Here is a 22,522-nt window from a genome sequence, read left to right as displayed (position 1 = left end):
CAATTGCCGCTATAGGAAGATGACGAGATCCTAGAGCGCGTTGCGATCTTCCAGATTCGCTTCCTACGCTTTAGGTTCTGGATTTGTCGCATGTCGTTATCGCAATACCGCTCCCAAACTTTTGCGCGACATGCTCTAGAGAGGCAGACGCGCATGTTACAGGCGGGCATCATCCCGGTTACCCATTTCGAGCAGAACTGCACCGTGCTGTTCGACAGCGAGACCAAGGAAGGCGTGATCGTCGATCCCGGCGGCGACGTCGATCTCATCCTGCAGACCATCCGCGAAAACGGCATCACGCTGAAGGCGATCTGGATCACCCACGGCCATATCGACCATGCCGGCGGCGCCAAGGAACTGAAGGACGCCCTCGGGCTCGAAATCATCGGTCCGCACAAGGACGACCTGCCGCTGCTCGAAAGGCTCGAAAGCCAGGCGGAGCGCTTCGGTCTGGCGATGAAGGTTCAGAACGTCATTCCCGATCGCTGGCTCGAAGAAGGCGACACCGTCTCCTTCGGCGACCATGTCTTCGAAGTCCTGCATTGCCCGGGCCATGCGCCGGGACACGTCGTCTATTTCAACCGGGCGCAGAACTTCGCCCATGTCGGCGACGTGCTCTTCCACGGCTCGATCGGCCGCACCGACCTGCCCGGCGGCAATCACCAGCAATTGCTCGATTCGATCCGCGACAAGATCCTGCCGCTCGGCGATAGCGTCGGCTTCATCTGCGGACATGGCCCGGGCGGCCAGATCGGCGAGGAGCGCCGCACCAATCCTTATCTGCGCGGGCTCTGAGCCCCCGCACACGCTCACGAAAAAAGCCCATGTCTCTATCAAGACATGGGCTTTTCGATTCTTACGCCGAACCTGATTAGCCGGCGGTGCAGAAGTAGCTGCGGCCGTCGTAGCCGCGGAAGGTGCCGCTATCCGGGTTGAACGAGCGGTAACGCTGCGCGCAGTAGCGGTACCAGGACGGGGTCCAGGGCTCGAGCGAGCGGTAACCGCCACCATAGCTGTCAACGACGACAGGGCGTGCCTGGTAGACCGGGCGAGGGCGGTAGGCCGGACGTGGCTCGTAATAGTCGTATTCCGGTTCCGGATCGATGTAGACGCGCTCGTTGTAGCCGCCGTTGTAACGCGGCTGCGAAGCGATCGCGCCGCCGATCAGAGCGCCGGCAACGAGACCTGCTGCACCAGCTGCCCATGCATCGTCATTGTTGTGGTGATGCCTGCCGCCTGCCTCGGCGGCGCCAAAGGTCGGGATGACCATAGCGGCTGCGGCGATCGAGAGAACGGCGGCTTTGATGAACTTGTTCATTTGGCTTCAATCCTTCGCATGGACCGGATCAACCCGGCCTTCATGATGGAGGAAGGTTAACGCGGCCAAACTGAACCGAGCCTGAACAAAAAAACCCGGCAAGAATGCCGGGCTTCAACTGGAATCTGTCAGCAGATAACGGCGTTAGCCGGCGATCTGCAGGTTGACCGCCTTCGGGCCTTTGCCGCGGCGATCCGGTTCGGTGTCGAAGCTTACCTTCTGGTTTTCCGTCAGACCGGTCAGGCCGGAAGCCTGGACCGCGGAAATGTGTACGAAGATATCTGCACCACCGTTGTCAGGCTTGATGAAACCAAAGCCCTTGTCGGTGTTGAAGAATTTTACAGTGCCAGTTTCGGCCATGCGTCAGGTCCTTTTCTCTCCACCCGTTTGACGGACGGGTAGCATTGCAATGTGCCCGGATGGGCGTTGGCAGGCAGTTCTCGACGTTTGAGGAAAGGGTCCTGGTTACCGCAGCCAGCCATTGGAAGGGCCGCATCTCTGCTTCCCATCGGTCTGGCCGCCCGGAGTTTTTGCGTCTCCGGCCCGCTTTTATTTCAAGATCTTCCCATGTTCGCAGATTGCCCGAACGAAAGTAAGATTGATGGGTTTATTTTGAATTGGCAAGCAAAACTTTTCGGGATTGGTATTGCGTCTTGTCATTGCTCAAAAATCGGTCATTTGCGGCTTTGTGGGGCGTTGCGCAAAATATATCGCAAGCTGTTGAAATCACAGCTTTTTGAAAACAATTGCTGCAAAATTGAGTGGTTTTCGCCGATTTCTCGTGCGCGGCGCGTAAAGCAGGCCAATCGCTTAGGATGCGTGCCGTCGGCAACTCCCTGATATGTTTGAGGCTTCTCACGTCGGCGGTTTCTTACGTAGATTTCTTGCAGAAAATCTAGAGCTATCGGGCCGGGTCGAAAACGCAGGGCAAAGCTACGCCTTCGTTGCGAAGCAACGGGCCTATTGCCTGAACAACAGCAAGTAAAGCCTCAGTCCAGCGTCTTGGCGGTGGGGTGCCTATAGTTTCTTGAGGAGCCCTCAGGCAGGTGCTGCGGCGCGGCGGCCCTTCGTCAGTTCCGGCACGATCTCTACCGTCAGCATGGCGGCAAAGATGATGGCGCAGCCGGCATAACCGATCGGGGTGATGACTTCGCCAAGCAGGAGAACGCCGAAGAGGGCGGCAAAGAGTGCTTCGCTCGATAGGAAGATGGCAGCCTGCGGCGCCGTGGTGTAGCGCTGCCCGACGACCTGAAGAATGAAGGCAAGGCCGCTCGAAAAGATGCCGGCATAGAGGATCTCGAAGAGCGCGCCCTCTATGGCAGCGAAGCTCAGCGGCTCGGTCGTGACGGCGAGGGCGAAGCCGAGCACGGCGCAGACGGCGAATTGCGTCATCGACAGCAGCATCGGCCGGCCGCTGCTTGGGGCAAACAGGCCGATGAGCAGCAGTTGCACCGCCCAGAACAGAGCGCAGACCACGGTCAGGTAGTCGCCACCCGTCAGCGTCGACAGCGTGCCGCCGCTCAAGAGGAAAATGCCGAACAGCGCCATCGACGCCCCCGGCCAGATCACCCAATGCGGCTTGCGGCGCAAGAAGATCACCGTCAAGACCGGGACGAAGACGACGTAGAGACCGGTGAGGAAGCCGGAATTGGTGACGCTGGTGTCGAGCAGGCCGAATTGCTGCGTCACGGCGCCGGCAAAGAGCGCCAGGCCGATGAAGATGAAATTGCGCACGGTCGTCAGCTTGATCGGTTCCGCCGCGCGTTTCGTTTCGATGATGGCCAAGGGCATGGCGACCAGTGTCGCGATCGCAAAACGAAGCGCGATGAACCACAGCGGGCTGATCGCATCCATTGCCGTCGACTGTGCAACGAAGCCGGCGCCCCAGATGGCGCCTGAAATCAAAAGCAGCAGATTGGCCTGAATGCGCGGCATGTCGTTCTCTCCTCGGACAGGCGCGTCTAGCAGTTGCGTTTTCGCCGGGCAAGGCTCATCGTCGCCACGGTTGGGCGGAGTTGTTGTCGATGGAAACGGCCGGAGACACGGTGCCGGGAGAGGGCGCCGAGGAGGGGGCTCAGCTCCTATCACCCATCGGAGATCGGCGACCATGAGCGATGCCGGCTATTCCGGCACGCCGCTCGGGCCCAAGCTGGGGCTGAAAGACGGGCAGCGGGCCCTGCTTCTTCGGGTTCCAGCCGGGCTCGATGCGATCAGCGGTTTTTCCGGCTTTCGGGCCAGCGAGACCGAGATCGGCACCGTGGCCGCGCGCGACATTGACTATGCGCATGTGTTTGAAACGGAGCGATCGGCTTTGGAAGAGCTCGCGCCGAAGCTGGCTGCGAGATTGAAGCCTGACGGCATGCTGTGGGTCTCCTGGCCAAAGAAGGCGTCGAAGCGGCCGACGACACTGACCGAGGACGTTTTGCGTGAAATCTTCCTGCCGCTCGGCCTTGTCGACGTGAAGGTTTGCGCGGTCGATGCCGTCTGGTCCGGGTTGAAATTCATGTTCCGGCGCGAGGTTCGCGATCGGCTATCGTGAACGTGCGGCGCGCGCCGGCTATTGCGTCGCCGCCTTTGAGACCCTGAGCACGGCGCCGTCTTCCTCGTCCGTCACCATCAGCAAGGCGCCGTCGGGTGCCACGACGACGTCCCGGATGCGGCCGAATTCGCCGTCGAACAGCCGCTCCTCGGAGCCGATCGCGCCGCTGTCGTCGCGTTCGAGCCGGGCGAGCAACTGGTACTTCAGCGCCGCCACCAGAAGATCGCCATCCCATTCGGGAAACATCTCGCCGCGATAGACGGCAAGCGCGCCAGGCGCGATCGAGGGATCCCAATAGAAGAGCGGCTGATCGAGGCCTTCTTTCGCCGTGCCTTCGCCGATCTCGGCGCCGGAATAGTCCTTGCCGTAGGTAATGACGGGCCAGCCGTAATTGTGGCCGGGCTTCGGATTGTTGATCTCGTCGCCGCCGCGCGCGCCGTGCTCGACCGTCAGAAGCGTGCCGTCCTTCGGATCGAAGGCGATCCCTTGAGGATTGCGGTGGCCCTTCGACCAGATCTCCGGCAGGCCGCCGGTGCCGCCGCCATAAGGGTTCGATCCGGGAACGCTGCCGTCGGCATTGATATGCAGGATGGCGCCGGCATGATCGCGCGGGTCCTGCGCCCGGTCGCCTTCGCCGCGATCGCCGATGCCGAAGAAAAGGCTGCCATCGGGAGCGATTGCGATGCGCGAGCCGAAATGCTGGCCCTTGCCGGTAAACTTGCTCATCCGGAAGAGCTCCTTGACGTCGGTAAGCCCGGTTCCGTCGGCGGCGAGCTTTGCCCGTAGGACGACGGTGCCGTAGCCGCCTTTGCCGTTGGCGGCCATCGTCAAGTAGAGCGTCCGGGTTTCTGCAAAACGGGGATCGAGCGCGATGTCGAGCAGGCCGCCCTGGCCACGCTCGGCGACCTCGGGCACGCCCGTCAGCGGTTTCGAGAGCTTGCCGTCGCGCAGGATCCGCAGCCGACCCGGCCGCTCGCTGACGATCAGGCCGCCATCGGGGAGTGCCTCGACGGACCAGGGGTGTTCAAGCCCGGTCGCGAGCGTCTCGACACGCACGCTACCGTGCTCGCTCGGAAACTCGCGGGCATCCTGTGCCCCGGCGCTCGGAGGAGCAAACGTTGCCAGCGCAACGGACACGGCCAGGATTCCGACCGCACGCGACCGTTTGCCCGCCCGTCCCGATGTTCCAGCGCCCGTATGCCCCATTCCGTTTCTCCCGCACCGACTCGTTCAGCAGGCAAGCTGGGGCGATCGACGGAGCGGTTCAAGTCACATCCGATCAAAAGCGGTTTATTTCGAGATCGAGCCCGTCGTCAGCGGTACCGGACGCTGTTCGCCGATAAGTTCTGCATCGACGATGTAGCGCATCGGTCCCTGCTCGATCGCGTCGAAGGGCCAGCAGGTGGCGAGCGCCAGATGGTGGCCGCTGGCGGACGCGTTGATGCCGCTTTCGTCCCAGCGGGCAACCCGGCTTTCGCCGGCCCTAAACAGGAAGCGGCGGCCGTCCTTGCGGGTCAGCACCAGAAGGTCGCCGGGGTTGACCTCCTTCAGCCAGCGAAAATGCGTGTCGCGATGGGCGGCGATGACCGAGGTACCTTCGTCGCCGGGGAGCGGCGTCGTCGTCAACCAGGCGGGCCCGAAGGCCAGCGCTTCGCCGCTTGCGCCTTGGAGCACGATCGCCGAGCGGTTGATCCGAGGCGCCGAGATTTCCGCGGCCGTCTGGAAATCGGCCCAGGGCCAGGGCTTGCCATCCGGGTTGCCGTGCAGCTGCGCCTCGAAGGTACGCTTCAGAAGCACCTGCGAGACCTCGGCCTTGGCCTTCATGTAGAAGCCCTTGCCGATCAGAAGCAGACCGGCAAGGGCAATGAGCGAGATGATCGCGAGCACGATCGTTTCGACCGCCGAGAGGCGGGCGAGAAAGCCCGGCCGTGGCTCGGACTGATCCTTGTCAGCGGCCACGGCGGCGCACTCCGGCAAGCACGACGGCGGCGATCGGCGCCCGCCAGTAGACAAAGGTCGTGCCGGCAAGCAGAGCGAAGACGAGCAGCATCAGGCCGATCAGGATCTGCTTGTCGGCCTCCGTTGCCGTCTGCGGCAGGGCGACCTGGTTGTTGGCTTCCGCGAGCAGACCTGCCGCCCGCGCCGTCGGTGCGGCCAGCATGCGGTCGGCCGTGACCATCGCAAGCTTGGTTCGGCTTTCGAGCGCGGCGTCACGTTCGTCGACTTTGCCGGGGACAGTCTCGACAGGGGCTTCGCCGAAGACCTTTCCGAAGTCCCAGCCGGCGGGGAGATTGAGCGGCAGCTTCGTTTCGCTCAGGTTCTCGCTGGCGGGCCGCGACGGCGTCGCGTCGACGGCAACGAGGCTGGTCACGCGGGAGACCAGATGGTGGGCAAGTGCCACCGTCTCGATCCGCTTGTCGAGGGTCGCGGGGTCGGCGATCGTCGACGCGCTCGCTTCGAGGTCGTCGATCTTGCGGCGCGCCCAGAGCTTGGCGATGCCTTCGCCGGTCGAGGCCTTGGCGATGTCCATCTCCACCCGCCAGGGCTGGTCGCCGGCCTTGCCGAGGATCTGCAGCTTGCCTTCGGGTGCGGTGCCGTCGAGTTCGGCCGTCAGCACCACAGGCTCGCCGCGATAAAGATCGGGCATCGGGTTGGGGGTGATGTCGCTCGCCGAGGCGCCCTCGAAGCTCGCGGCGATATCGGTCATTGCGGGGCTCTCGAGCTTGGTGAAAAGCTCGCCCATGCGCGCGGCGACCTCGCTCTCCGAGCCGATCAGCGTGAAGGTGCCGCGGCCATATTCGGCCGCCTTGGTCATGAAGTGGCTGTTCGGAGCAGAGCCGATGCCGACGGTGAAGACGCGAGCCTCGCCGCGGTTCTTCTGGATCTCCTCGAAAAGCTGCGTCTCGTTGCCGATCGCGCCGTCGGTCAGGAAGACCACCTGGCGAAGCGCGCCGGGCTGTACCGATCCTTGCGTGCGGAGGGCCGCTTCCAGCGCTGGCAGCATCTCGGTGCCGCCATCGGCTGTCAGGCCGCGCACATAGGCGATTGCGTCCTCCCGCTTGTCCGGTGTCGCTTCGACCAGCTCGGGAAAGTGCACCGACATGGTGTCGTCGAAGCGGATGACGTTGAAACGGTCCTCGGGCTTCAGTCTGGAGATCGCGAGCGCCAGGCTCTCCTTGGCTTGCTCCATCGACGGGCCGGCCATGGAGCCGGAATTGTCGATGACGAAGACGATCTCGCGCTTGACCGGCTTGGCGTCAGCCTCGTTTGCTGCTGCCGGCGGGGTGACAAACGAGAGCAGATAGGTCTTGCCGCCGACCGTTTCGCGGAACAGGCCGGCATAGGGGCTCTTGCCCTCGATCGCCTTCCAGGTGAGCTCGAAGTCGCGATCGGCAGGCACGCTGTCGCCCTTCAGCGTCACGCGGCGGCTGAGATCGTCAAGATTGGCGATATCGACGTCGTGGTAGCCTGATTTCACTTCGCCGAGCGGGAAGCCGGCCTTGAGGTTCACCGTCAGTGTGACGGGGTTGATCCTGGCGTTCTCTTTGGGGTCGAGGACTGGCGCTTCGATCTTCTCGCGGTCGGGGACCGGGTCGCTGACGGCATAACCGGTGCGGCTGTCGAGATCGACGGTCTGAACGATCGGCTGCGGGTTGTAGCGCGGCGCCACGACCATGGGGAAACGCAGCGAATAGAGGCCGTTCGATTGGCGGACCGCGCTCTGGTACTCGATCTGCACGACGACCGTTTCGCCGGGACCGATATTGGCGACCTGGTTGGTGAAGATGTTCGGGCGCTGCTGTTCGAGAAGCGCTGCCTTCTTGCCCTCGGCCTTTGCCTGCTCGTAAATCTCCCTGGCCGCCTCACGCGCCTTGATCTCACCCTCGATGAAGCGGTCGCCGATCTGCATCTTCAGCGTGTCGACGGCCGAATCCTCGGGCAGGGGAAAGACATAGGTGCCCTCAACCCAGCCCTTGCTCGGGTTCTCGAAGCGCTGGGTGACGCGGGTGCGCATGATCGGGCCGTTGACGTCGATCTGAACGTCGGTCGCAAGGCGCGGCGCCTCGACGAAATAGCCCGGCTCCTTCGACGGAAAGAGCAGGGCGCCGGTGCCGATGTCGTTGGGGCGAACGTAGCCCGCCAGCTGCCGCGGCTTGGCATCAGCAGTTTGCGCGGTCGCCTGGGTCATCAGGCCGATGAACATCAGGATGCAGGCGGCAAGGGCCGCGAGCGCCAGGTACATGCCCCAGCGTGCTTCGTTCTGCCGTGTCTTCATGGAAGCGATTTCGTCGTCGAGAAACATTGCATAACCCCCGTAATGCGAATGTGTTCGGATCATCGAAGGAAATGCCCGGAAACCGGCTGTTGCTGGACGGAATTGCGGCGTTCCGCGACAGTTGTGGTGGCTAAATTATGGCATTTGAAAAATTGCGGGATTGCGCTGATTTTTTTGAATAAATCGCGATCACCAACCGTTTCTGACCGTTACGTTTCGTGGCCGTTCGAACGGGTGCCACAATCCGTTTTGTCGGCGCTCGACGGACGGTGATGCATCGCTCGGTATCGCGACCTCCGATCGACGATGCTGATCGCATTCATGAAACTTTGTCATGGTGACGCTTTTTGCCCGCGTTTCCGGCGTTTTTGCCTATCCGGCGCTTGCAAGACCGGGCGTCTTTCGACATAGACCTAACCGCTATGGAGCCTGCCTTTTCGTTCCGTAGCGATCACCTCGTCTCGAAACGATCAGGACCTTCACCCATGGCCTTCCTTGCCGATGCCCTTTCCCGTGTAAAGCCTTCCGCCACCATCGCCGTTTCGCAGAAAGCCCGTGAGCTGAAAGCGAAAGGCCGCGATGTCATCGGCCTTGGCGCCGGTGAGCCGGACTTCGACACGCCCGACAATATCAAGAAGGCCGCCATCGACGCGATCAACCGCGGCGAGACGAAGTACACGCCGGTCTCCGGCATTCCGGAACTGCGCGAAGCGATCGCCAAGAAGTTCAAGCGCGAAAACAAACTCGACTACACCGCCGCTCAGACGATCGTCGGCACCGGCGGAAAGCAGATTCTTTTCAACGCCTTCATGGCGACCCTGAACGCCGGCGATGAAGTCGTGATCCCTGCACCCTACTGGGTTTCCTACCCGGAAATGGTGGCGCTGTGCGGTGGTACGCCGGTGACGGTTTCGACCAAGCAGGAAAACAACTTCAAGCTCAAGGCCGAAGATCTGGACAAGGCGATCACGCCGAAGACCAAGTGGTTCATCTTCAACTCGCCGTCCAACCCGTCGGGTGCCGCCTACAGCCATGCCGAGCTGAAGGCGCTGACCGACGTGCTGATGAAGCACCCGCATGTCTGGATCCTCACCGACGACATGTACGAGCACCTGACCTATGGCGACTTCAAGTTCGCGACCCCGGTCGAGGTCGAGCCCGGTCTCTATGACCGCACGCTGACGATGAACGGCGTCTCCAAGGCCTATGCCATGACCGGCTGGCGCATCGGCTACGCCGCCGGCCCGCTGCAGCTGATCAAGGCCATGGACATGATCCAGGGCCAGCAGACCTCGGGCGCCACCTCGATCGCCCAGTGGGCGGCCGTCGAGGCGCTGAACGGCACGCAGGACTTCATTCCCGAAAACAAGAAGATCTTCGAAGGCCGCCGCGATCTCGTCGTGTCGATGCTGAACCAGGCCAAGGGCATTTCGTGCCCGACGCCCGAAGGCGCCTTCTACGTCTATCCGTCCTGCGCCGGCTTGATCGGCAAGACCGCGCCGTCGGGCAAGGTCATCGAGACGGACGAAGACTTCGTGTCGGAACTGCTGGAATCCGAAGGCGTCGCCGTCGTCCACGGTTCGGCCTTCGGCCTCGGCCCGAACTTCCGCATCTCCTATGCGACCTCGGAAGCCCAGCTCGAGGAAGCCTGCCGCCGCATCCAGCGCTTCTGCGCCGCCTGCAAGTAAGCGCGGGCGACCGTCTTTCAAAAAAAGAACCCGCCGGCAACGGCGGGTTTTTCGTTCGTAAAGCGATTCAACCGTTGGTCATCCTGATTCAAGTCAGCCGGCTAAGGCCTTGAAATCAGGGCTCATTCTCAGGCGCCGGGAACCTCATCGTCGCCAACGATGCCACCCTCGCTTTCGAGGATCGAGAGGCGGCGGGCCTCGGAGCGGGTGAACTTCAGCCGTACGCCGATGCCGCGTTCGCCCTCCGGCAGAAACACCGCGCCGGCATTTTCGAGCGCATGCTTCAACGAGAGGATCACGGCGTCGCCGGGTTTCTCCAGCTTGCGCTCGAACTTGAGGATCGTCTCCTCGTCGACGCCGGAAAAGCTCGAAAGCATTTCGCGCGAAATTTCGATCAGCGCCCGGGCGGCGCGGCACTGTGGACCTGTAATCATCGTCACCTCCAGTTGCGGTGAGGATGCGCGAAGGGTGGCCGAGGGTCAACAACAAGCAGATAGCCCGCGGCGTTTCGACCGCGGGCCATCTGCTTGTTGTTTGCTTGCGGCGCGCTGGCGAGCATCATCGGCGTGCGCTTGCATCCGGACCGCTGGGGCCGCCCTCTATTTGCCCCGCATCGCCTCGATGAGGCCGGAGGCCTCGTCGCTGCCAAAGCCGGCGGCGAGGCGCTTTTTTGCCAGCCTTTCGATCGGCTCCATGAAGGTCGGATCGATGCCCAGGCTGCGGCTTGCGGCAACGATGTTGGTGATCGCCACCGATTGCATTGAGAGGTTCGACATCACGTCGCGGCCGTGGTCGCCGCTGTCGATCCGTTCGGCATAATCAGGCAGCGCCGTCATCATCGCGGCAAGCCAGGGCTCGACCAGCGGCAGGAACTGCTTCGCGGTGAAGCCGACGCTGCCGGCGAGCGCCGTTGCGTGCAGATAGCCGCCGAAGAGACCGTACATCGCCGACAGCAAGGCGAGGTCGCTGACCGCGGCGAGAACAGGATCCTCGCCGAGATAGTGGCTCTGGCCGAAGGCGGCCAATTGCTCCCTGGTTTTTTCGAAAGCATCGGCGCTACCACTATAGAGAATGAAGGCATCCGGTGTGCCGATCATCGGCGGCGTCGCCATGATTCCTCCGTCGAGATAGCGTGCGCCGTACGCTTCAAGGCGGGCCGCGACCGCCCGGACTTCATCCGGGCGACCGTTGGTGAGGTTGATGACGGTCTTGCCTGCGAGCATGGGGCCGACATCTGCCAGCGTCGTTTCGACGGCGGCGTAGTCGGTGAGGCATAGGATGAGGATATCGCTGGCCGCAATGGCTTCGGTGACCGTTGCTGCCCGGCGAGCGCCGCGGGCAACCAGCGCGTCGGCCCGCGCGGGCGTACGGTTCCAGACGGTGGCGGTGTTGCCCGCGTCGATGAGGGTTTTGGCAAGTGCCGTGCCCATGGCGCCGAGGCCGATGATGGAGATGGATTTGGATTTGGATTTGGACATCGTGTTTCTCCGCTCCTGGTTCCCCGCTCTGGCCCGCTTCAGGCTGCCGGCGACAATTGCTGGCCGAGGCCACCGTCGACGGTGAGGCGGGCGCCGGTGGTGAAGGTGGCATCGAAGGCGAGAAACAGCACGGCGCGGGCGACTTCGTCCGCCGTGCCGTTGCGGCCCATCGGGGTGATCGCATCGCCGAGCGCCTTGAACTCGGCACGTTCGGCGTCGGTGACGCCCGCCACGCCCTTGGTCGGCGTATCGATGAAGCCGGGGCTGACCGAGTTGACCCTTATGCCGCGCGGCAGAAGCTCGGCGGCAAAGACGGAGGCAAACGAGATCAGCGCCGCCTTGCTGCCACTATAGACCGCCATTCCCGGATGGCCGCCGACATCAGCAACCGACGAGGTAAAGACGATCGAGCCGCCGTCGCGGATCAGCGGCGCCAGCCGCTGAACGGTGAAAAAGGCACCCTTGGTGTTGATGGTGAACTGGCGATCGTAGGAGGCCTCCGTCACCTGGTCGAATGGCTCGAGCAGCGATGTGCCGGCGTTGACGTGCAGGAGATCGATCGAACCCAGCTTCTGCCCGACCGTCGCCCCGAGCACAGCGATCTCGCCGAGATCGGCGACATCTGACTTTACCGCATGAACGCGGTCGCCGAAGCGCGCTGGATCCGGGCGAGGTTCTCTTCGTTGTTTCCGGTCAGAAGCACCTCGGCACCGCCGTCGACGAGCCGCTCGACCGTCGCCAGACCCATGCCATGCGTGCCGCCGATGACGACGGCTTTCTTGTCTTGATAGATACCCATTGTCTTTTCCTTCGATATCAGGCTTCGATGAGGAAGAGATAATTTCGTGGACGATATTGCGTAAGACGGGCAAACGTGGATGTATCGTCCACGTTTGTAGACATTGGAGGCCCGCGATGCGCAATCTCAACGACTTCATCGTCTTTGCCCATGTGGTCGATCACAAGGGGTTCGCGCCGGCGGCGCGGGCGCTGAACGTGCCGAAATCGACGCTGAGCAAGCGCGTGGCCGAGCTGGAAAAGACGCTTGGCGTCCGGCTGATCAACCGAACTTCGCGTCGCTTCACCGTGACGGAGATAGGCGAGGATTTCTACCGGCATGCCTCGGCGATGTTGATAGAGGCGGAGGCGGCAGAAGCCATCGTCAAGGGGCGCCTTGCCGAACCGAGCGGAACGGTGAGGATCACCGCCTCTGTGCCGACGGCTCAGATGATGCTGGCGGGGCTGCTGCCGCCGCTGGCGCAGGCCTATCCCAAGATGCGGGTGATGCTGCACGCGACGGACCGTTTCGTCGATGTGGTGCAGGAGGGCTTCGACATCGCGGTGCGCGATCACTTCGCACCGTTGCCCGATTCCGGCATGGTGCAGCGGCGGGTGGCAAACGATGCCATCCTGCTCGTGGCAGCGCCCGCCTACCTGGAAAATCGCGGGCACCCGCGCGAACCGAGCGACCTTTCGCGCCACGACGGGCTGCTGGCCTCCCTGACCTCGGAGGGATGGACGATGCGCAACGACGCGGGCGTGGTCGTCAGGGTGCGCCCCATGCCGCGGTTCCTCGCAGACGAATCCAACGTGTTGCTCGAGGCCGCCGTCTCCGGTCTTGGCATCACCGCGCTACCGAGAAAGATCTGTCGGGCGGCAATCGAGGCTGGAAGTCTTGTGCGTGTGCTTGCCGATTGGGAAGCAGGCAGCGTGACGACGACGCTGTTGATGCCGCATCGGCGCGGGCAACTGCCGTCGGTTCGCGCCGTCGTCGACTTCATCGTCACGCATCTGCCAGGAGAGTGAGGCTGGGCGGCAGCGAAGGCGCATGCTCGAAAAGAAAAGGCCCGCTCGGAGCGGGCCTTCGAAGCTTGTCTCGATCGGTCGTTTAGCGCTCCGCGAGCGCCGGTTCGCCCTTCTTCTCGCGCACGAGGTTCATGAAGCGGCGGAAGAGATAGTGGCTGTCCTGCGGGCCGGGGGAGGCTTCCGGGTGGTGCTGGACCGAGAACACCGGCTTGCCGGCGACGCGCAGGCCGCAATTGGTGCCGTCGAAGAGCGAAATGTGAGTCTCATCAACACCCTGCGGCAGCGACTTCGAATCCACCGCGAAGCCGTGGTTCATCGAGACGATCTCGACCTTGCCGGTGGTGTGGTCCTTGACCGGATGGTTGGCGCCGTGGTGGCCCTGGTGCATCTTTTCGGTCTTGCCGCCGAGTGCCAGCGCCAGCATCTGGTGGCCGAGGCAGATGCCGAAGACCGGGATGTCGGTCTTGAGCAGGTCCTGGATGACCGGCACGGCGTATTTTCCGGTTGCTGCCGGGTCGCCGGGGCCGTTCGACAGGAAGATGCCGTCCGGCTTCTGCGCCAGCACTTCGTCGGCGCTGGTCGTGGCCGGCATGACCGTGACGCGGGCGTTGAGGCCGGCAAAGAGGCGCAGGATGTTGCGCTTCACGCCGTAGTCGAGCGCGACGATATGGTAGGCGGCATCGGTTTCGCCGAGCGTCGAATAACCTTCGTTCCAGACCCACGGCTGCTCGTCCCAGCGCGACGACTGGCCGGAGGTCGCGACCTTGGCAAGGTCGAGGCCCTCAAGGCCGCTCCAGGCCTTGGCTTCCTTCTTCAGCGTCTCGATATCGAAGACGCCCGAGGGGTCGTGGGCGATGACGGCGTTCGGCATGCCGTTTTCTCGGATCCAGGCAGTAAGCGCGCGGGTGTCGATACCGCAAAGGCCGATGATGCCGCGGGCCTTCAGCCAGGCGTCGAGGTGCTTGGCGGCGCGGTAGTTGGACGGCTCGGTGATGTCGGCCTTGAAGATGACGCCGACCGCGCCGTGGCGTGCTGCCGGCGTCAGGTCTTCGATGTCTTCGTCATTGGCGCCGATGTTGCCGATGTGCGGGAAGGTGAAGGTGACGATCTGGCCGAGATAGGAGGGGTCCGTCAGAATTTCCTGGTAGCCCGTCAGCGCCGTGTTGAAGCAGACCTCCGCCTGCACTTTGCCGGTCGCGCCGATGCCCTTGCCCTCGATCACGGTGCCGTCGGCCAGAACGAGCAGTGCGGTTGGTTTTTCAGTGGTCCATGCGGGTGTCGCGGTCATCGTTCCTATCCCGTTGCGGCGCGAAGCGGGGGCTTGAAAGCCCGGCAGTCGATCGCCATTTCTTTGCTCAGGCATGGACGCGCGGAAACCCCGCGGAAAAGTGCTCTCATGCCGATGTTGTGCAGGTGCGGGAAAATACCCAAAGCGCTTAGCCGGGTCAACCGGCCGCTGTGAATTGTCGGGAAATAAAATTCCTTACAATTCAAGCGGTTGCGTATTCCGTTTGATTGCGCCTGTCACACTGGTTTAAGACGACGACAACAATGATGGTTTCGAACCGGTTCCGGGCAGAGCACCGCGGGCCGGTTTTGACATGGAGTATGGACATGCGCGACCTGTTCGCTAACGCACTGAAGGAAGCCCTCAAAGCCAAGGACGCACGGCGTACCTCGACCGTGCGGCTGATCCAGGCGGCGATCAAGGATCGGGACATTGCCAATCGGGGCCTCGGCAAGGACCCGGTCAGCGATGACGACATCCTGCAGATCCTCGCCAAGATGATCAAGCAGCGCGAAGAATCGGCTCGTATCTACGACGACGCCGGCCGGCCGGAGCTTGCCGCGCAGGAGCGTGAGGAAATCGTCATCATCAACCAGTTCCTGCCGGCCCAGCTTCCGGAGGCAAAGGTGAAGGAACTCTGCGCCTCGGTCATCGCCGAAACCGGCGCACATGGCCTGCGTGATATGGGCAAGTGCATGAACGTGCTCAAGGAGCGCTATCCCGGCCAGATGGACTTCGCCAAGGCCTCCGGCCTGGTGAAGGAACTGCTCAAGTAGCTCCGCTCAAGTCAGTGCCGCCGCCCGTTGCGATAAGACGGGCGTCGCCACCTCGGCTTTCGCCGGAAACGTCGCTTCGAATGCGCGATCGATGAGCGCGAACTTCTCCGCCTGGTAATCCCAGTATTCACGGATGAAGGCTTTGGACAGCCAGACCGCGCCGCGTCCGGGCGACCGCTCCCACCCCATATTGCCCAAAAGGGCTGCCTTGTCGAAGATCCGCTTGAGGTGGGTCTTGGAGATGATGAAGCGTTCGCTGAGATCGCTCGGCGAAACCGGCCCGATGGCGAGGCGCTCCGCCTCGGGGTCGAAGGCGCCGATGCGGGAAAAGAGATCGTCCATCACCACGCCCCCGGAATTGACCCAGGTAAAGAGATCGAAGGTCGGGCCTGGACGACGGACCGTGTCGTTGCCGACAAGCGCGTGGGCGACGGCGGCCTGCAGCCGGCCGAACTGGTCCTGCTCTTCGCTTAGGCGTGCCAGCCGCGACTGGCCATCGAAGGCGTCGAGGATGGCCAGATGGGACTGCATCCATTTCCAGACATAGTCGAGTGCTGCCTCGGTAGGCTCCAGCGGCCGGCTGCGCTTGTCGGGCTGCACCGTGATGTAGCGGGCGAAGCGGTAGGTAACCATTTCCTGCACGAAGGATGCCGCGGTGTTGCGGCTGGCTATCCCGTGCATGACGGCATAGTTGATGAAACGGCCGCTGTAGAGGCCGCTCGAGGGATCATCCGGATCGCGGTCGTGATAAAGTGCAAGCCCGGATTGGGCCATCAGCCAGCGCTGCTGCGAGGCAAAGATCGAGGCGAGCCGCGGGTTTGCCGCATACATCTCCACCATGCCGCGCGCATAGCTCAGCACCGCGCCGAAGAAAGCCGGACTGGAGGCGAGCACTTTGACGGAAATGGCCATGGCAAGTGATCCAATTCGAGACGGCGAATTGATCCTTTTCGTCAAAGGGGTGTCAAGTGCTACTTTTGGTCTTCAGAAAATATTCATACACAACTTTTGTTTGTGCGTCCGGCGTGCGATTCCCGTTTCGCTCCTGTGAATAGCGTGCAAGCAGGATCACTGTTGTAGCGCCCGCCGGCCATGCCGCCTATATGGAGGATCGACCAGAGGTATCCATGCGCTTTTCACAGTCCTTTCTTGACGAGATACGCGATCGCGTTCCGATTTCGGACGTGATTGCCAAGCGCGTTAGCTGGGACCGGCGCAAGACCAACGTCTCGCGCGGCGACTATTGGGCCTGCTGCCCCTTTCACGGCGAGAAGTCGCCGAGCTTTCACTGCGAGGACCGCAAGGGCCGCTACCATTGCTTCGGCTGCGGTGTCTCGGGTGACCACTTCCGCTTTCTGACCGATCTCGAAGGCCTGAGTTTTCCCGAAGCCGTGCAGCAGATCGCCGACATGGCGGGCGTTGCCATGCCGCAACCGGATCCGCAGGCAGAGCGCCGGGAGAAGGAACGTACAAGCCTGCTCGACGTGATGGAGCTGGCGACCGCGTACTTCGAGGACCAACTCCAGACGGCCAACGGCGCCAAGGCGCGCGCCTATCTGCGCGAGCGCGGGCTGACGGGGCGCACGATCGAGACCTTTCGTTTGGGCTACGCGCCCGACAGCCGCAACGCGCTCAAGGAACATCTCGCCGGCAAGGGTGTCGGCAAGGAACAGATCGAGGCCTGCGGCCTCGTTGTGCACGGGCCGGACGTGCCGGTTTCCTACGACCGGTTCCGCGACCGCATCATGTTCCCGATCCTGTCGTCGCGCGAGAAGGTCATCGCATTTGGCGGCCGCGCCATGTCACCGGACGCACCGGCCAAGTATCTGAACTCAAACGAGACCGAGCTCTTCCACAAGGGCAACGTGCTCTACAATTTCGCCCGCGCGCGCCGTGCTTCGCAAGGAGCCGCACGTGACGTCGGGCAGGACGATGCGGCCGGAACGATCATCGCCGTCGAAGGCTACATGGACGTGATCGCGCTGCATCAGGCGGGCGTCGAAAACGCCGTTGCGCCGCTCGGCACGGCGCTCACCGAAAACCAGCTCGATCTCTTGTGGAAGATGACGTCGCAGCCGGTGCTCTGCTTCGACGGTGATGGGGCGGGCATTCGTGCCGCAAACCGCGGCGTCGACCTGGCGCTGCCGCATCTGAAGCCCGGTCGTTCGGTCCGCTTCGCCATGCTTCCGGACGGCAAGGATCCCGACGACCTCGTGCGTCAGGAGGGCCGTGGGCCCTTCGACAAGGTGCTCGCCAACGCCCGTTCGCTCGCCGAGATGGTCTGGCAGCGCGAGGTCCACGGCGGCGCTTTCGACACGCCGGAAAAGCGCGCCGAGCTCGAAGCACGGCTGAAGCAGGTGACATCCGTGATCGCCGACGAAAGCGTGCGCCGGCACTATGGCCAGGACATGCGCGACCGGCTTCACGCTTTCCTGCAATCATCAGGGGCAGGGCGGGGCGAGCGGCGCCCGTTTGAACGCGGCGGCCGGCAGGGCGGTGGCGGCGGAGCACGCGGCGCCGGTCAGCCACGGGGGCCGAATGCGAGCGGGCCGACGGCAATTTCCGACCGGCTGGCGCGCTCGACACTGGTCAGCGGACAGCAGGTGGCGCCGCTTCTGAGAGAGAGCGTTCTGGCACTCACCATCGTCAACCATCCGCAATTGCTGTTCGACGAATATGACGAGATCTCGACGATCGAGTTCGACCACCGCGAGCTGCAGCGCTGCTGGGCGGCGGTGCTGAACGCTGCGGCTGCGCAAGGGCCGCGGTTGAACCGCGAGGATCTGCTCGAACAATTGCAGGCGGAGGGTTTTGGTGCGCTGATTACCGCGATCGACCAGCAGATCCGCTATGCGCGGCTCTGGACCGCGACAACGGCGGCCGCGCCCGAGGACGCCCGCGAAGGCTATCTGCAGGCGCTGGCACTGCACCAGCGCTCGAAGGCATTGCACTGGCAGGTGCGCGAGCTCGAACGCGAACTGGCCCATGCGACCGAGGAGGGCGACCTCGAAGCCGTGCCACAGCTTTTGCGCACGCTTCAGGAAGTGCAGCACGAAGTGACGCGGCTTGAAAACCAGGAAGCGATCATCGAGGGCTTCGGCGTGCTTTCAGGCCGCGTGAAGGGGCCGGCGGCGCGCTAGCTGCTGGGTTTTCCCCGCAGCGAAAGCAGGCCTGCTCTCGGCGAAGTCTCGACTATTCGCGCCAATGATCGGCCACCCATGGCGATGGGCGAAGGTAGTGCCGGAGATAGCGAAACGCATTCTTCTCGTAACGGTCGGATGCAAACAGCCCGAGGATATGGCCAAGCGGGGTGGAGACCTTGTCCTTCTTGCCGAAGCGGCCTTCGATCGCATGCTGCGGCAGGAGGTTGCGCGGGAACAGCACGACGCGCGCGTCCTTGGGCAGTCGGGGTGCCAGGAAAAAGTTGAGCGGGAACGGCCGGCGGCAGTCCTGCCGGAAATGCAGAACCCAGCGGCGGGGGAAAAGTTTGGTCCCGCCCGGCGCATTGCGCGTGACGAAGCGCTGCTCGAAACGGTATTCGTCGGCAATGCCTTGCGGGTCGGCGCGGAACTTCTCCTGCAACGGCACCAGCTTGCCGACTGGATAGCGAAACAGCGAGGTCTGGCCGAGGCGCTCGAACGGCGTCGTCTGGTTGCGGGCGAGGATGACGTCGTCCGGTTCTCCCTCCTCGAAGAAACCATCGAGCGATCCGACGATAACCAGGTCGAGGTCCAGGAACAGGACGGGGCCTTTGAGATTGCCGAGCTTCGGCCCCCACAGCCGCGACTTCTGCCAGATGCCGGGCGTGTTCTTGGGCATTTCGCCGATGTCCAGCGGCGGCAAATCCTCGCACAGGATTTCCGGACGCAGGCCGTCGCGATTGTCGGTAAAGCAGGTGAAGGTGAAGGGCGGGGTGATGTTGCGCGCCACCATGGCGTAGAGCCGGTTGATGAACGGTGCGCCGTACTTCGTACCCCAGTTGATGCAGATGATCTGCTTGACGCCGCCGCTCGCCGCTAGAATATTTGCCATAATCACGTCCCGATTTCTGCGCGCCACTAAAGTACCGATGCGTTATCAAGGTCAAGCTGTCGGGGCAATCCCCGGTGAAGCGCAGCAGGGCCTGCGGGGAAAAACAGCCCTTGTCTCTTCAGTTGCGGCAAGGGCTATGGCATTGCCTGCGCATCTGGCCATGATGGCCTAAGCTGATTCCCGAAGGAGATGTGATGGAGTTCGTCGAAAGGGCGACGCCCTCAAGAAGCGCTGCCAGCAAGCTCTTCGACGAAGCCGGCCAGGCACCGCTCGACGTGCTGAAACGCGTCTATGGCTATTCCGCCTTTCGCGGCAAGCAGCAGGCAGTGGTCGAGCATGTGACCGCTGGCGGCGATGCCGTCGTTCTCTTTCCGACCGGCGCCGGCAAGTCGCTCTGCTTCCAGATCCCGGCGCTCTGCCGGCCCGGTTTGGGTGTCGTCGTCTCGCCGCTGATCGCGCTGATGCGCGATCAGGTGGAGGCGCTGAAACAGCTTGGCGTCAATGCGGCTGCGCTGAATTCGTCGCTGACGCGCGAGGAGGCGATTGCGGTCAGGCGCCAGATCCACGACGGCACGCTCGACCTTCTCTATGTGACGCCGGAGCGGACCGTCACCGACGGCTTCGTCGATCTCATAGGCAATGCCCGAATCGCGCTTTTTGCCATCGACGAGGCGCACTGCGTTTCGCAATGGGGCCATGATTTCCGCCCCGAGTACCGCGCGCTCGGATTGCTAGCCGAGCGCTATCCCGGCGTGCCGCGCATCGCGCTCACTGCCACCGCCGATCCGCACACCCGCGACGACATCGTCGAGCGGCTGGCGCTCAGCAATGCCGAGGTGTTTACCACCAGCTTCGACCGGCCGAACATCGCCTATGAAATCGTCGAGCGCGACCAGCCGCGCCAGCAATTGCTGCGCTTTCTCTCCCGCTTCAAAGGGGCCTCCGGCATCGTCTATTGCCTGTCGCGCGCAAAGGTCGAGGACACGGCCGAATGGCTGAACGCGCAAGGCATCCGGGCGCTACCCTATCATGCCGGCATGGACCGCATGCTCCGCGACAGGCATCAGGACGCCTTCCTGAAAGAGGAGAGCCTTTGCCTCGTTGCGACCGTCGCTTTCGGCATGGGCATCGACAAGCCCGACGTGCGTTATGTCGCGCATCTCGACCTGCCGGGATCGGTGGAGGCCTATTACCAGGAGACCGGCCGCGCCGGTCGTGACGGGCAGCCCTCTGAGGTCTGGATGGCCTATGGCATGGCCGATGTGCTGCAGCGCCGCCGGATGATCGACGAGGGTGGAGCGGCGGATGACATCAAGCGCATCGAGCGCGGCAAGCTCAATGCGCTCTTGGCGATCTGCGAGACGGCCGGCTGCCGCCGCCAGGCGATCCTTGCGCATTTCGGCGAGGCCCATCCCGGCCGTTGCGGCCATTGCGACACCTGCCTGAAGCCGGTCGAGACCTGGGACGGGACGGAAGCGGCGATCAAGGCGCTGGCCGCGGTCTATCGCACCGGCGAGCGCTTCGGCACCGGCCACGTGGTCGATGTGCTCATGGGCACGGTCAACGAGAAGACCGAGCGCTTCGGCCATGTCGACATGCCCGTCTTCGGCGCCGGCAAGGACCTGCCGGCTCGCACCTGGCAATCGGTCTTCCGGCAATTGCTGGCGGCGGGCCTGATCAGCGTCGACCATGCCGCCTTCGGCGCGATGAAGCTCGAGGCGGAGGCGCGTGCGGTGTTCAAGCGCGAGCGCCAGGTGTTTTTCCGCAAGGACCGCCCGACCTCGGGCAAGGCGGCGCGCGGCGCCAAGTCGGGATCGCAGCGCGAACGGGCCGATCTGGCCGGGTCCGATCTCGAACTTTTCGAACTGCTGCGCGCCGAGCGCTTCTCGATCGCCAAGGATCTGAACGTCCCGCCCTATGTCGTCTTCCCCGATGCGACCTTGATTGCGCTTGCCAAGGAACGCCCGCGTGACCTCGACGAACTGCTCGACATTCCCGGTATCGGCGAAAGCAAACGCGAACGCTACGGCGAGGCATTTCTGGCGGTCATCGACGGGTATCTCGACGGGTGATGGCGGTGGGCCCCGCGTCTCCGTCGTCGGAAAATGTCTGTGGCGAAGCGCTTCGCGACACAATATTTCCGGCCCGCCATCGCGCCTTGAAATGGCCTGTCGTTTTTACGCTGGATGCGGCCGAGCGCCGGATTTTGCTGCAAGTCAAAAGCCGTCATGATACTCGTCAGGCACGCGATGTTTTCTTGAAGCGAGAGCGCCATGACTTCAGCCTTTCTCACCCATCTCCGTTCAGAACTCGAAGGCCTGAAGACGGCCGGGTTGTACAAGTCGGAGCGTGTGATCACCTCGAAGCAGGCGGGCGAAATCAAGGTCGCCTCGGGCGAGCGGGTGCTCAACTTCTGCGCCAACAACTATCTCGGCCTTGCCGACAACGCGGAGCTGGCCGAGGCCGGCAAACAGGCGCTCGACCGTTACGGTTACGGCATGGCCTCGGTGCGTTTCATCTGCGGCACGCAGGAGGAACACAAACAACTGGAGGCACGCATTTCGTCCTTCCTCGGCCTGGAAGACACGATCCTCTATTCCTCCTGTTTCGACGCCAATGGCGGCCTGTTCGAAACGCTGCTCGGCGAAGAGGATGCGATCATCTCCGACGCGCTCAACCACGCCTCGATCATCGACGGCGTGCGGCTGTCGAAGGCCAGGCGCTTCCGCTACGCCAACAACGACATGGCGGCGCTGGAGGAGGAGCTGAAGAAGGCCGAGGGCAGCCGCTTCAAGCTGATCGCCACCGATGGCGTGTTCTCGATGGATGGCATCATCGCCAATCTTAAGGGCGTCTGCGATCTCGCCGACAAATATGGCGCCATGGTCATGGTCGACGACAGCCATGCGGTCGGCTTCGTCGGGAAGAACGGCCGCGGCTCGGCCGAACATTGTGGCGTCGAGGGCCGGATCGACATCATCACCGGCACGCTCGGCAAGGCGCTCGGCGGCGCTTCGGGCGGCTACACCTCGGCCAAGGCCGAAGTCGTCGACTGGCTCAGGCAGCGCTCGCGCCCTTATCTGTTTTCCAACACCCTGGCGCCGGTCATTGCCGCCGCCTCGCTGAAGGTGTTCGACCTGATCGACAACGGCGATGCCTTGCGCGAACGGCTCTATGCCAATGCGGCGCTGTTCCGCACCGAGATGACCAAGCTCGGCTTCACGCTGGCCGGTGAGGGCCACCCGATCATCCCGGTGATGCTCGGTGATGCCGCACTCGCCCAGGAGATGGCGGCGCGCATGCTGAAGAAGGGCGTCTATG

General features: G+C 63.2%; 20 protein-coding genes and 1 pseudogene. 9 read left to right on the top strand and 12 right to left on the bottom strand.

All coding sequences use genetic code 11. The features are described 5' to 3' along the window. Window positions 1-153 precede the first annotated feature (153 nt). The gene (locus IB279_RS21040) at window positions 154-795 is read left to right on the top strand and encodes an MBL fold metallo-hydrolase (protein WP_060581775.1); all 642 of its coding nucleotides are present in this window, start codon (window positions 154-156) and stop codon (window positions 793-795) included. A gap of 76 nt (window positions 796-871) precedes the next feature. Here IB279_RS21040 and IB279_RS21035 read toward each other — a convergent pair whose 3' ends face one another. Beyond that, window positions 872-1,318 carry a BA14K family protein gene (locus IB279_RS21035; RefSeq protein WP_034788692.1) on the bottom strand — a complete coding sequence of 149 codons (447 nt, stop codon included), beginning with the start codon at window positions 1,316-1,318 and terminating at the stop codon, window positions 872-874. 144 nt (window positions 1,319-1,462) lie between these two features. Next, the gene (locus tag IB279_RS21030) at window positions 1,463-1,678 is read right to left on the bottom strand and encodes a cold-shock protein (RefSeq protein WP_034788690.1); all 216 of its coding nucleotides are present in this window, start codon (window positions 1,676-1,678) and stop codon (window positions 1,463-1,465) included. 207 nt (window positions 1,679-1,885) lie between these two features. On the opposite strand from IB279_RS21030, the gene IB279_RS21025 reads away from it, so the two are divergent. Beyond that, window positions 1,886-2,158 (top strand): hypothetical protein, encoded by a 273-nt coding sequence (locus tag IB279_RS21025; protein WP_127889314.1) that lies wholly within the window; start codon window positions 1,886-1,888, stop codon window positions 2,156-2,158. A 198-nt stretch (window positions 2,159-2,356) separates the two neighbouring features. On the opposite strand, the gene IB279_RS21020 is transcribed toward IB279_RS21025, so the two are convergent. Beyond that, a complete protein-coding gene (locus IB279_RS21020) occupies window positions 2,357-3,253 on the bottom strand; it encodes a DMT family transporter (protein WP_060606774.1) in 897 nt (298 codons plus the stop codon). Between the two features lie 172 nt (window positions 3,254-3,425). On the opposite strand from IB279_RS21020, the gene IB279_RS21015 reads away from it, so the two are divergent. Next, entirely contained in the window at window positions 3,426-3,857 is a 432-nt protein-coding gene (locus IB279_RS21015; protein ID WP_192339782.1) for a hypothetical protein, read from the top strand. Between the two features lie 18 nt (window positions 3,858-3,875). Here the strand turns inward: IB279_RS21015 and IB279_RS21010 are convergent, their stop codons facing one another. The 3 genes from IB279_RS21010 to IB279_RS21000 all read right to left on the bottom strand — a co-directional run bounded on the left by IB279_RS21010 (window position 3,876) and on the right by IB279_RS21000 (window position 8,160). Next, entirely contained in the window at window positions 3,876-5,063 is a 1,188-nt protein-coding gene (locus IB279_RS21010; protein WP_192339780.1) for a PQQ-dependent sugar dehydrogenase, read from the bottom strand. A gap of 84 nt (window positions 5,064-5,147) precedes the next feature. Next, a complete protein-coding gene (locus tag IB279_RS21005; RefSeq protein WP_060539226.1) occupies window positions 5,148-5,816 on the bottom strand; it encodes a class GN sortase in 669 nt (222 codons plus the stop codon). Then, window positions 5,806-8,160, bottom strand: a complete 2,355-nt coding sequence (locus tag IB279_RS21000) for a marine proteobacterial sortase target protein (RefSeq protein WP_192339778.1) — start codon at window positions 8,158-8,160, stop codon at window positions 5,806-5,808. Before IB279_RS21000 ends, IB279_RS21005 begins: the two co-directional genes overlap by 11 nt. A gap of 458 nt (window positions 8,161-8,618) precedes the next feature. On the opposite strand from IB279_RS21000, the gene IB279_RS20995 reads away from it, so the two are divergent. After that, the gene (locus IB279_RS20995) at window positions 8,619-9,821 is read left to right on the top strand and encodes a pyridoxal phosphate-dependent aminotransferase (protein ID WP_112772253.1); all 1,203 of its coding nucleotides are present in this window, start codon (window positions 8,619-8,621) and stop codon (window positions 9,819-9,821) included. 128 nt (window positions 9,822-9,949) lie between these two features. Here the strand turns inward: IB279_RS20995 and IB279_RS20990 are convergent, their stop codons facing one another. The 3 genes and pseudogenes from IB279_RS20990 to IB279_RS20980 form a co-directional block, all read right to left on the bottom strand. Then, window positions 9,950-10,255 (bottom strand): hypothetical protein, encoded by a 306-nt coding sequence (locus IB279_RS20990; RefSeq protein ID WP_060518687.1) that lies wholly within the window; start codon window positions 10,253-10,255, stop codon window positions 9,950-9,952. Between the two features lie 165 nt (window positions 10,256-10,420). Continuing rightward, on the bottom strand, window positions 10,421-11,341 hold the full coding sequence (locus IB279_RS20985) for an NAD(P)-dependent oxidoreductase (protein WP_256439285.1): 921 nt from the start codon (window positions 11,339-11,341) through the stop codon (window positions 10,421-10,423). Next, window positions 11,338-12,098 (bottom strand): annotated as a pseudogene (locus tag IB279_RS20980) (SDR family oxidoreductase). Before IB279_RS20980 ends, IB279_RS20985 begins: the two are co-directional and overlap by 4 nt. Window positions 12,099-12,214: 116 nt before the next feature. Here IB279_RS20980 and IB279_RS20975 point away from each other — a divergent pair. Next, entirely contained in the window at window positions 12,215-13,105 is an 891-nt protein-coding gene (locus IB279_RS20975) for a LysR substrate-binding domain-containing protein (protein WP_060606786.1), read from the top strand. Between the two features lie 82 nt (window positions 13,106-13,187). On the opposite strand, the gene carA is transcribed toward IB279_RS20975, so the two are convergent. Continuing rightward, window positions 13,188-14,393: a glutamine-hydrolyzing carbamoyl-phosphate synthase small subunit gene (gene carA, locus IB279_RS20970; protein ID WP_034788670.1), complete on the bottom strand. Its 1,206-nt coding sequence runs from the start codon at window positions 14,391-14,393 to the stop codon at window positions 13,188-13,190. Between the two features lie 326 nt (window positions 14,394-14,719). Between carA and IB279_RS20965 the strand changes: the two genes are divergently transcribed. Then, window positions 14,720-15,169, top strand: coding sequence for a GatB/YqeY domain-containing protein (locus IB279_RS20965; protein WP_034789028.1), 450 nt, complete (start codon window positions 14,720-14,722; stop codon window positions 15,167-15,169). Between the two features lie 6 nt (window positions 15,170-15,175). On the opposite strand, the gene IB279_RS20960 is transcribed toward IB279_RS20965, so the two are convergent. Continuing rightward, window positions 15,176-16,081, bottom strand: a complete 906-nt coding sequence (locus IB279_RS20960; RefSeq protein WP_234824507.1) for a hypothetical protein — start codon at window positions 16,079-16,081, stop codon at window positions 15,176-15,178. Window positions 16,082-16,296: 215 nt separating this feature from the next. Here IB279_RS20960 and dnaG point away from each other — a divergent pair, with 215 nt between their 5' ends. Next, complete coding sequence (gene dnaG, locus IB279_RS20955) at window positions 16,297-18,309, top strand: DNA primase (protein WP_112772251.1); 2,013 nt, start codon at window positions 16,297-16,299, stop codon at window positions 18,307-18,309. A 52-nt stretch (window positions 18,310-18,361) separates the two neighbouring features. On the opposite strand, the gene IB279_RS20950 is transcribed toward dnaG, so the two are convergent. Then, window positions 18,362-19,201, bottom strand: a complete 840-nt coding sequence (locus IB279_RS20950) for a glycosyl transferase (RefSeq protein ID WP_210338234.1) — start codon at window positions 19,199-19,201, stop codon at window positions 18,362-18,364. 194 nt (window positions 19,202-19,395) lie between these two features. On the opposite strand from IB279_RS20950, the gene recQ reads away from it, so the two are divergent. Together recQ and IB279_RS20940 are read left to right on the top strand one after the other, a co-directional pair. Beyond that, the gene (gene recQ, locus IB279_RS20945; RefSeq protein ID WP_112772250.1) at window positions 19,396-21,273 is read left to right on the top strand and encodes a DNA helicase RecQ; all 1,878 of its coding nucleotides are present in this window, start codon (window positions 19,396-19,398) and stop codon (window positions 21,271-21,273) included. Window positions 21,274-21,474: 201 nt separating this feature from the next. Continuing rightward, window positions 21,475-22,522 (top strand): glycine C-acetyltransferase (locus tag IB279_RS20940; RefSeq protein WP_192339776.1); only part of this gene is annotated, 1,048 nt, incomplete at its 3' end.

This window comes from Ensifer sp. ENS06, assembly GCF_014852205.1.
Taxonomy (GTDB): Bacteria; Pseudomonadota; Alphaproteobacteria; order Rhizobiales; family Rhizobiaceae; genus Ensifer; species Ensifer adhaerens.
The sequence above is the reverse complement of the archived record's forward strand: the minus strand, read 5'-3'. Positions and strand labels throughout refer to the sequence as shown.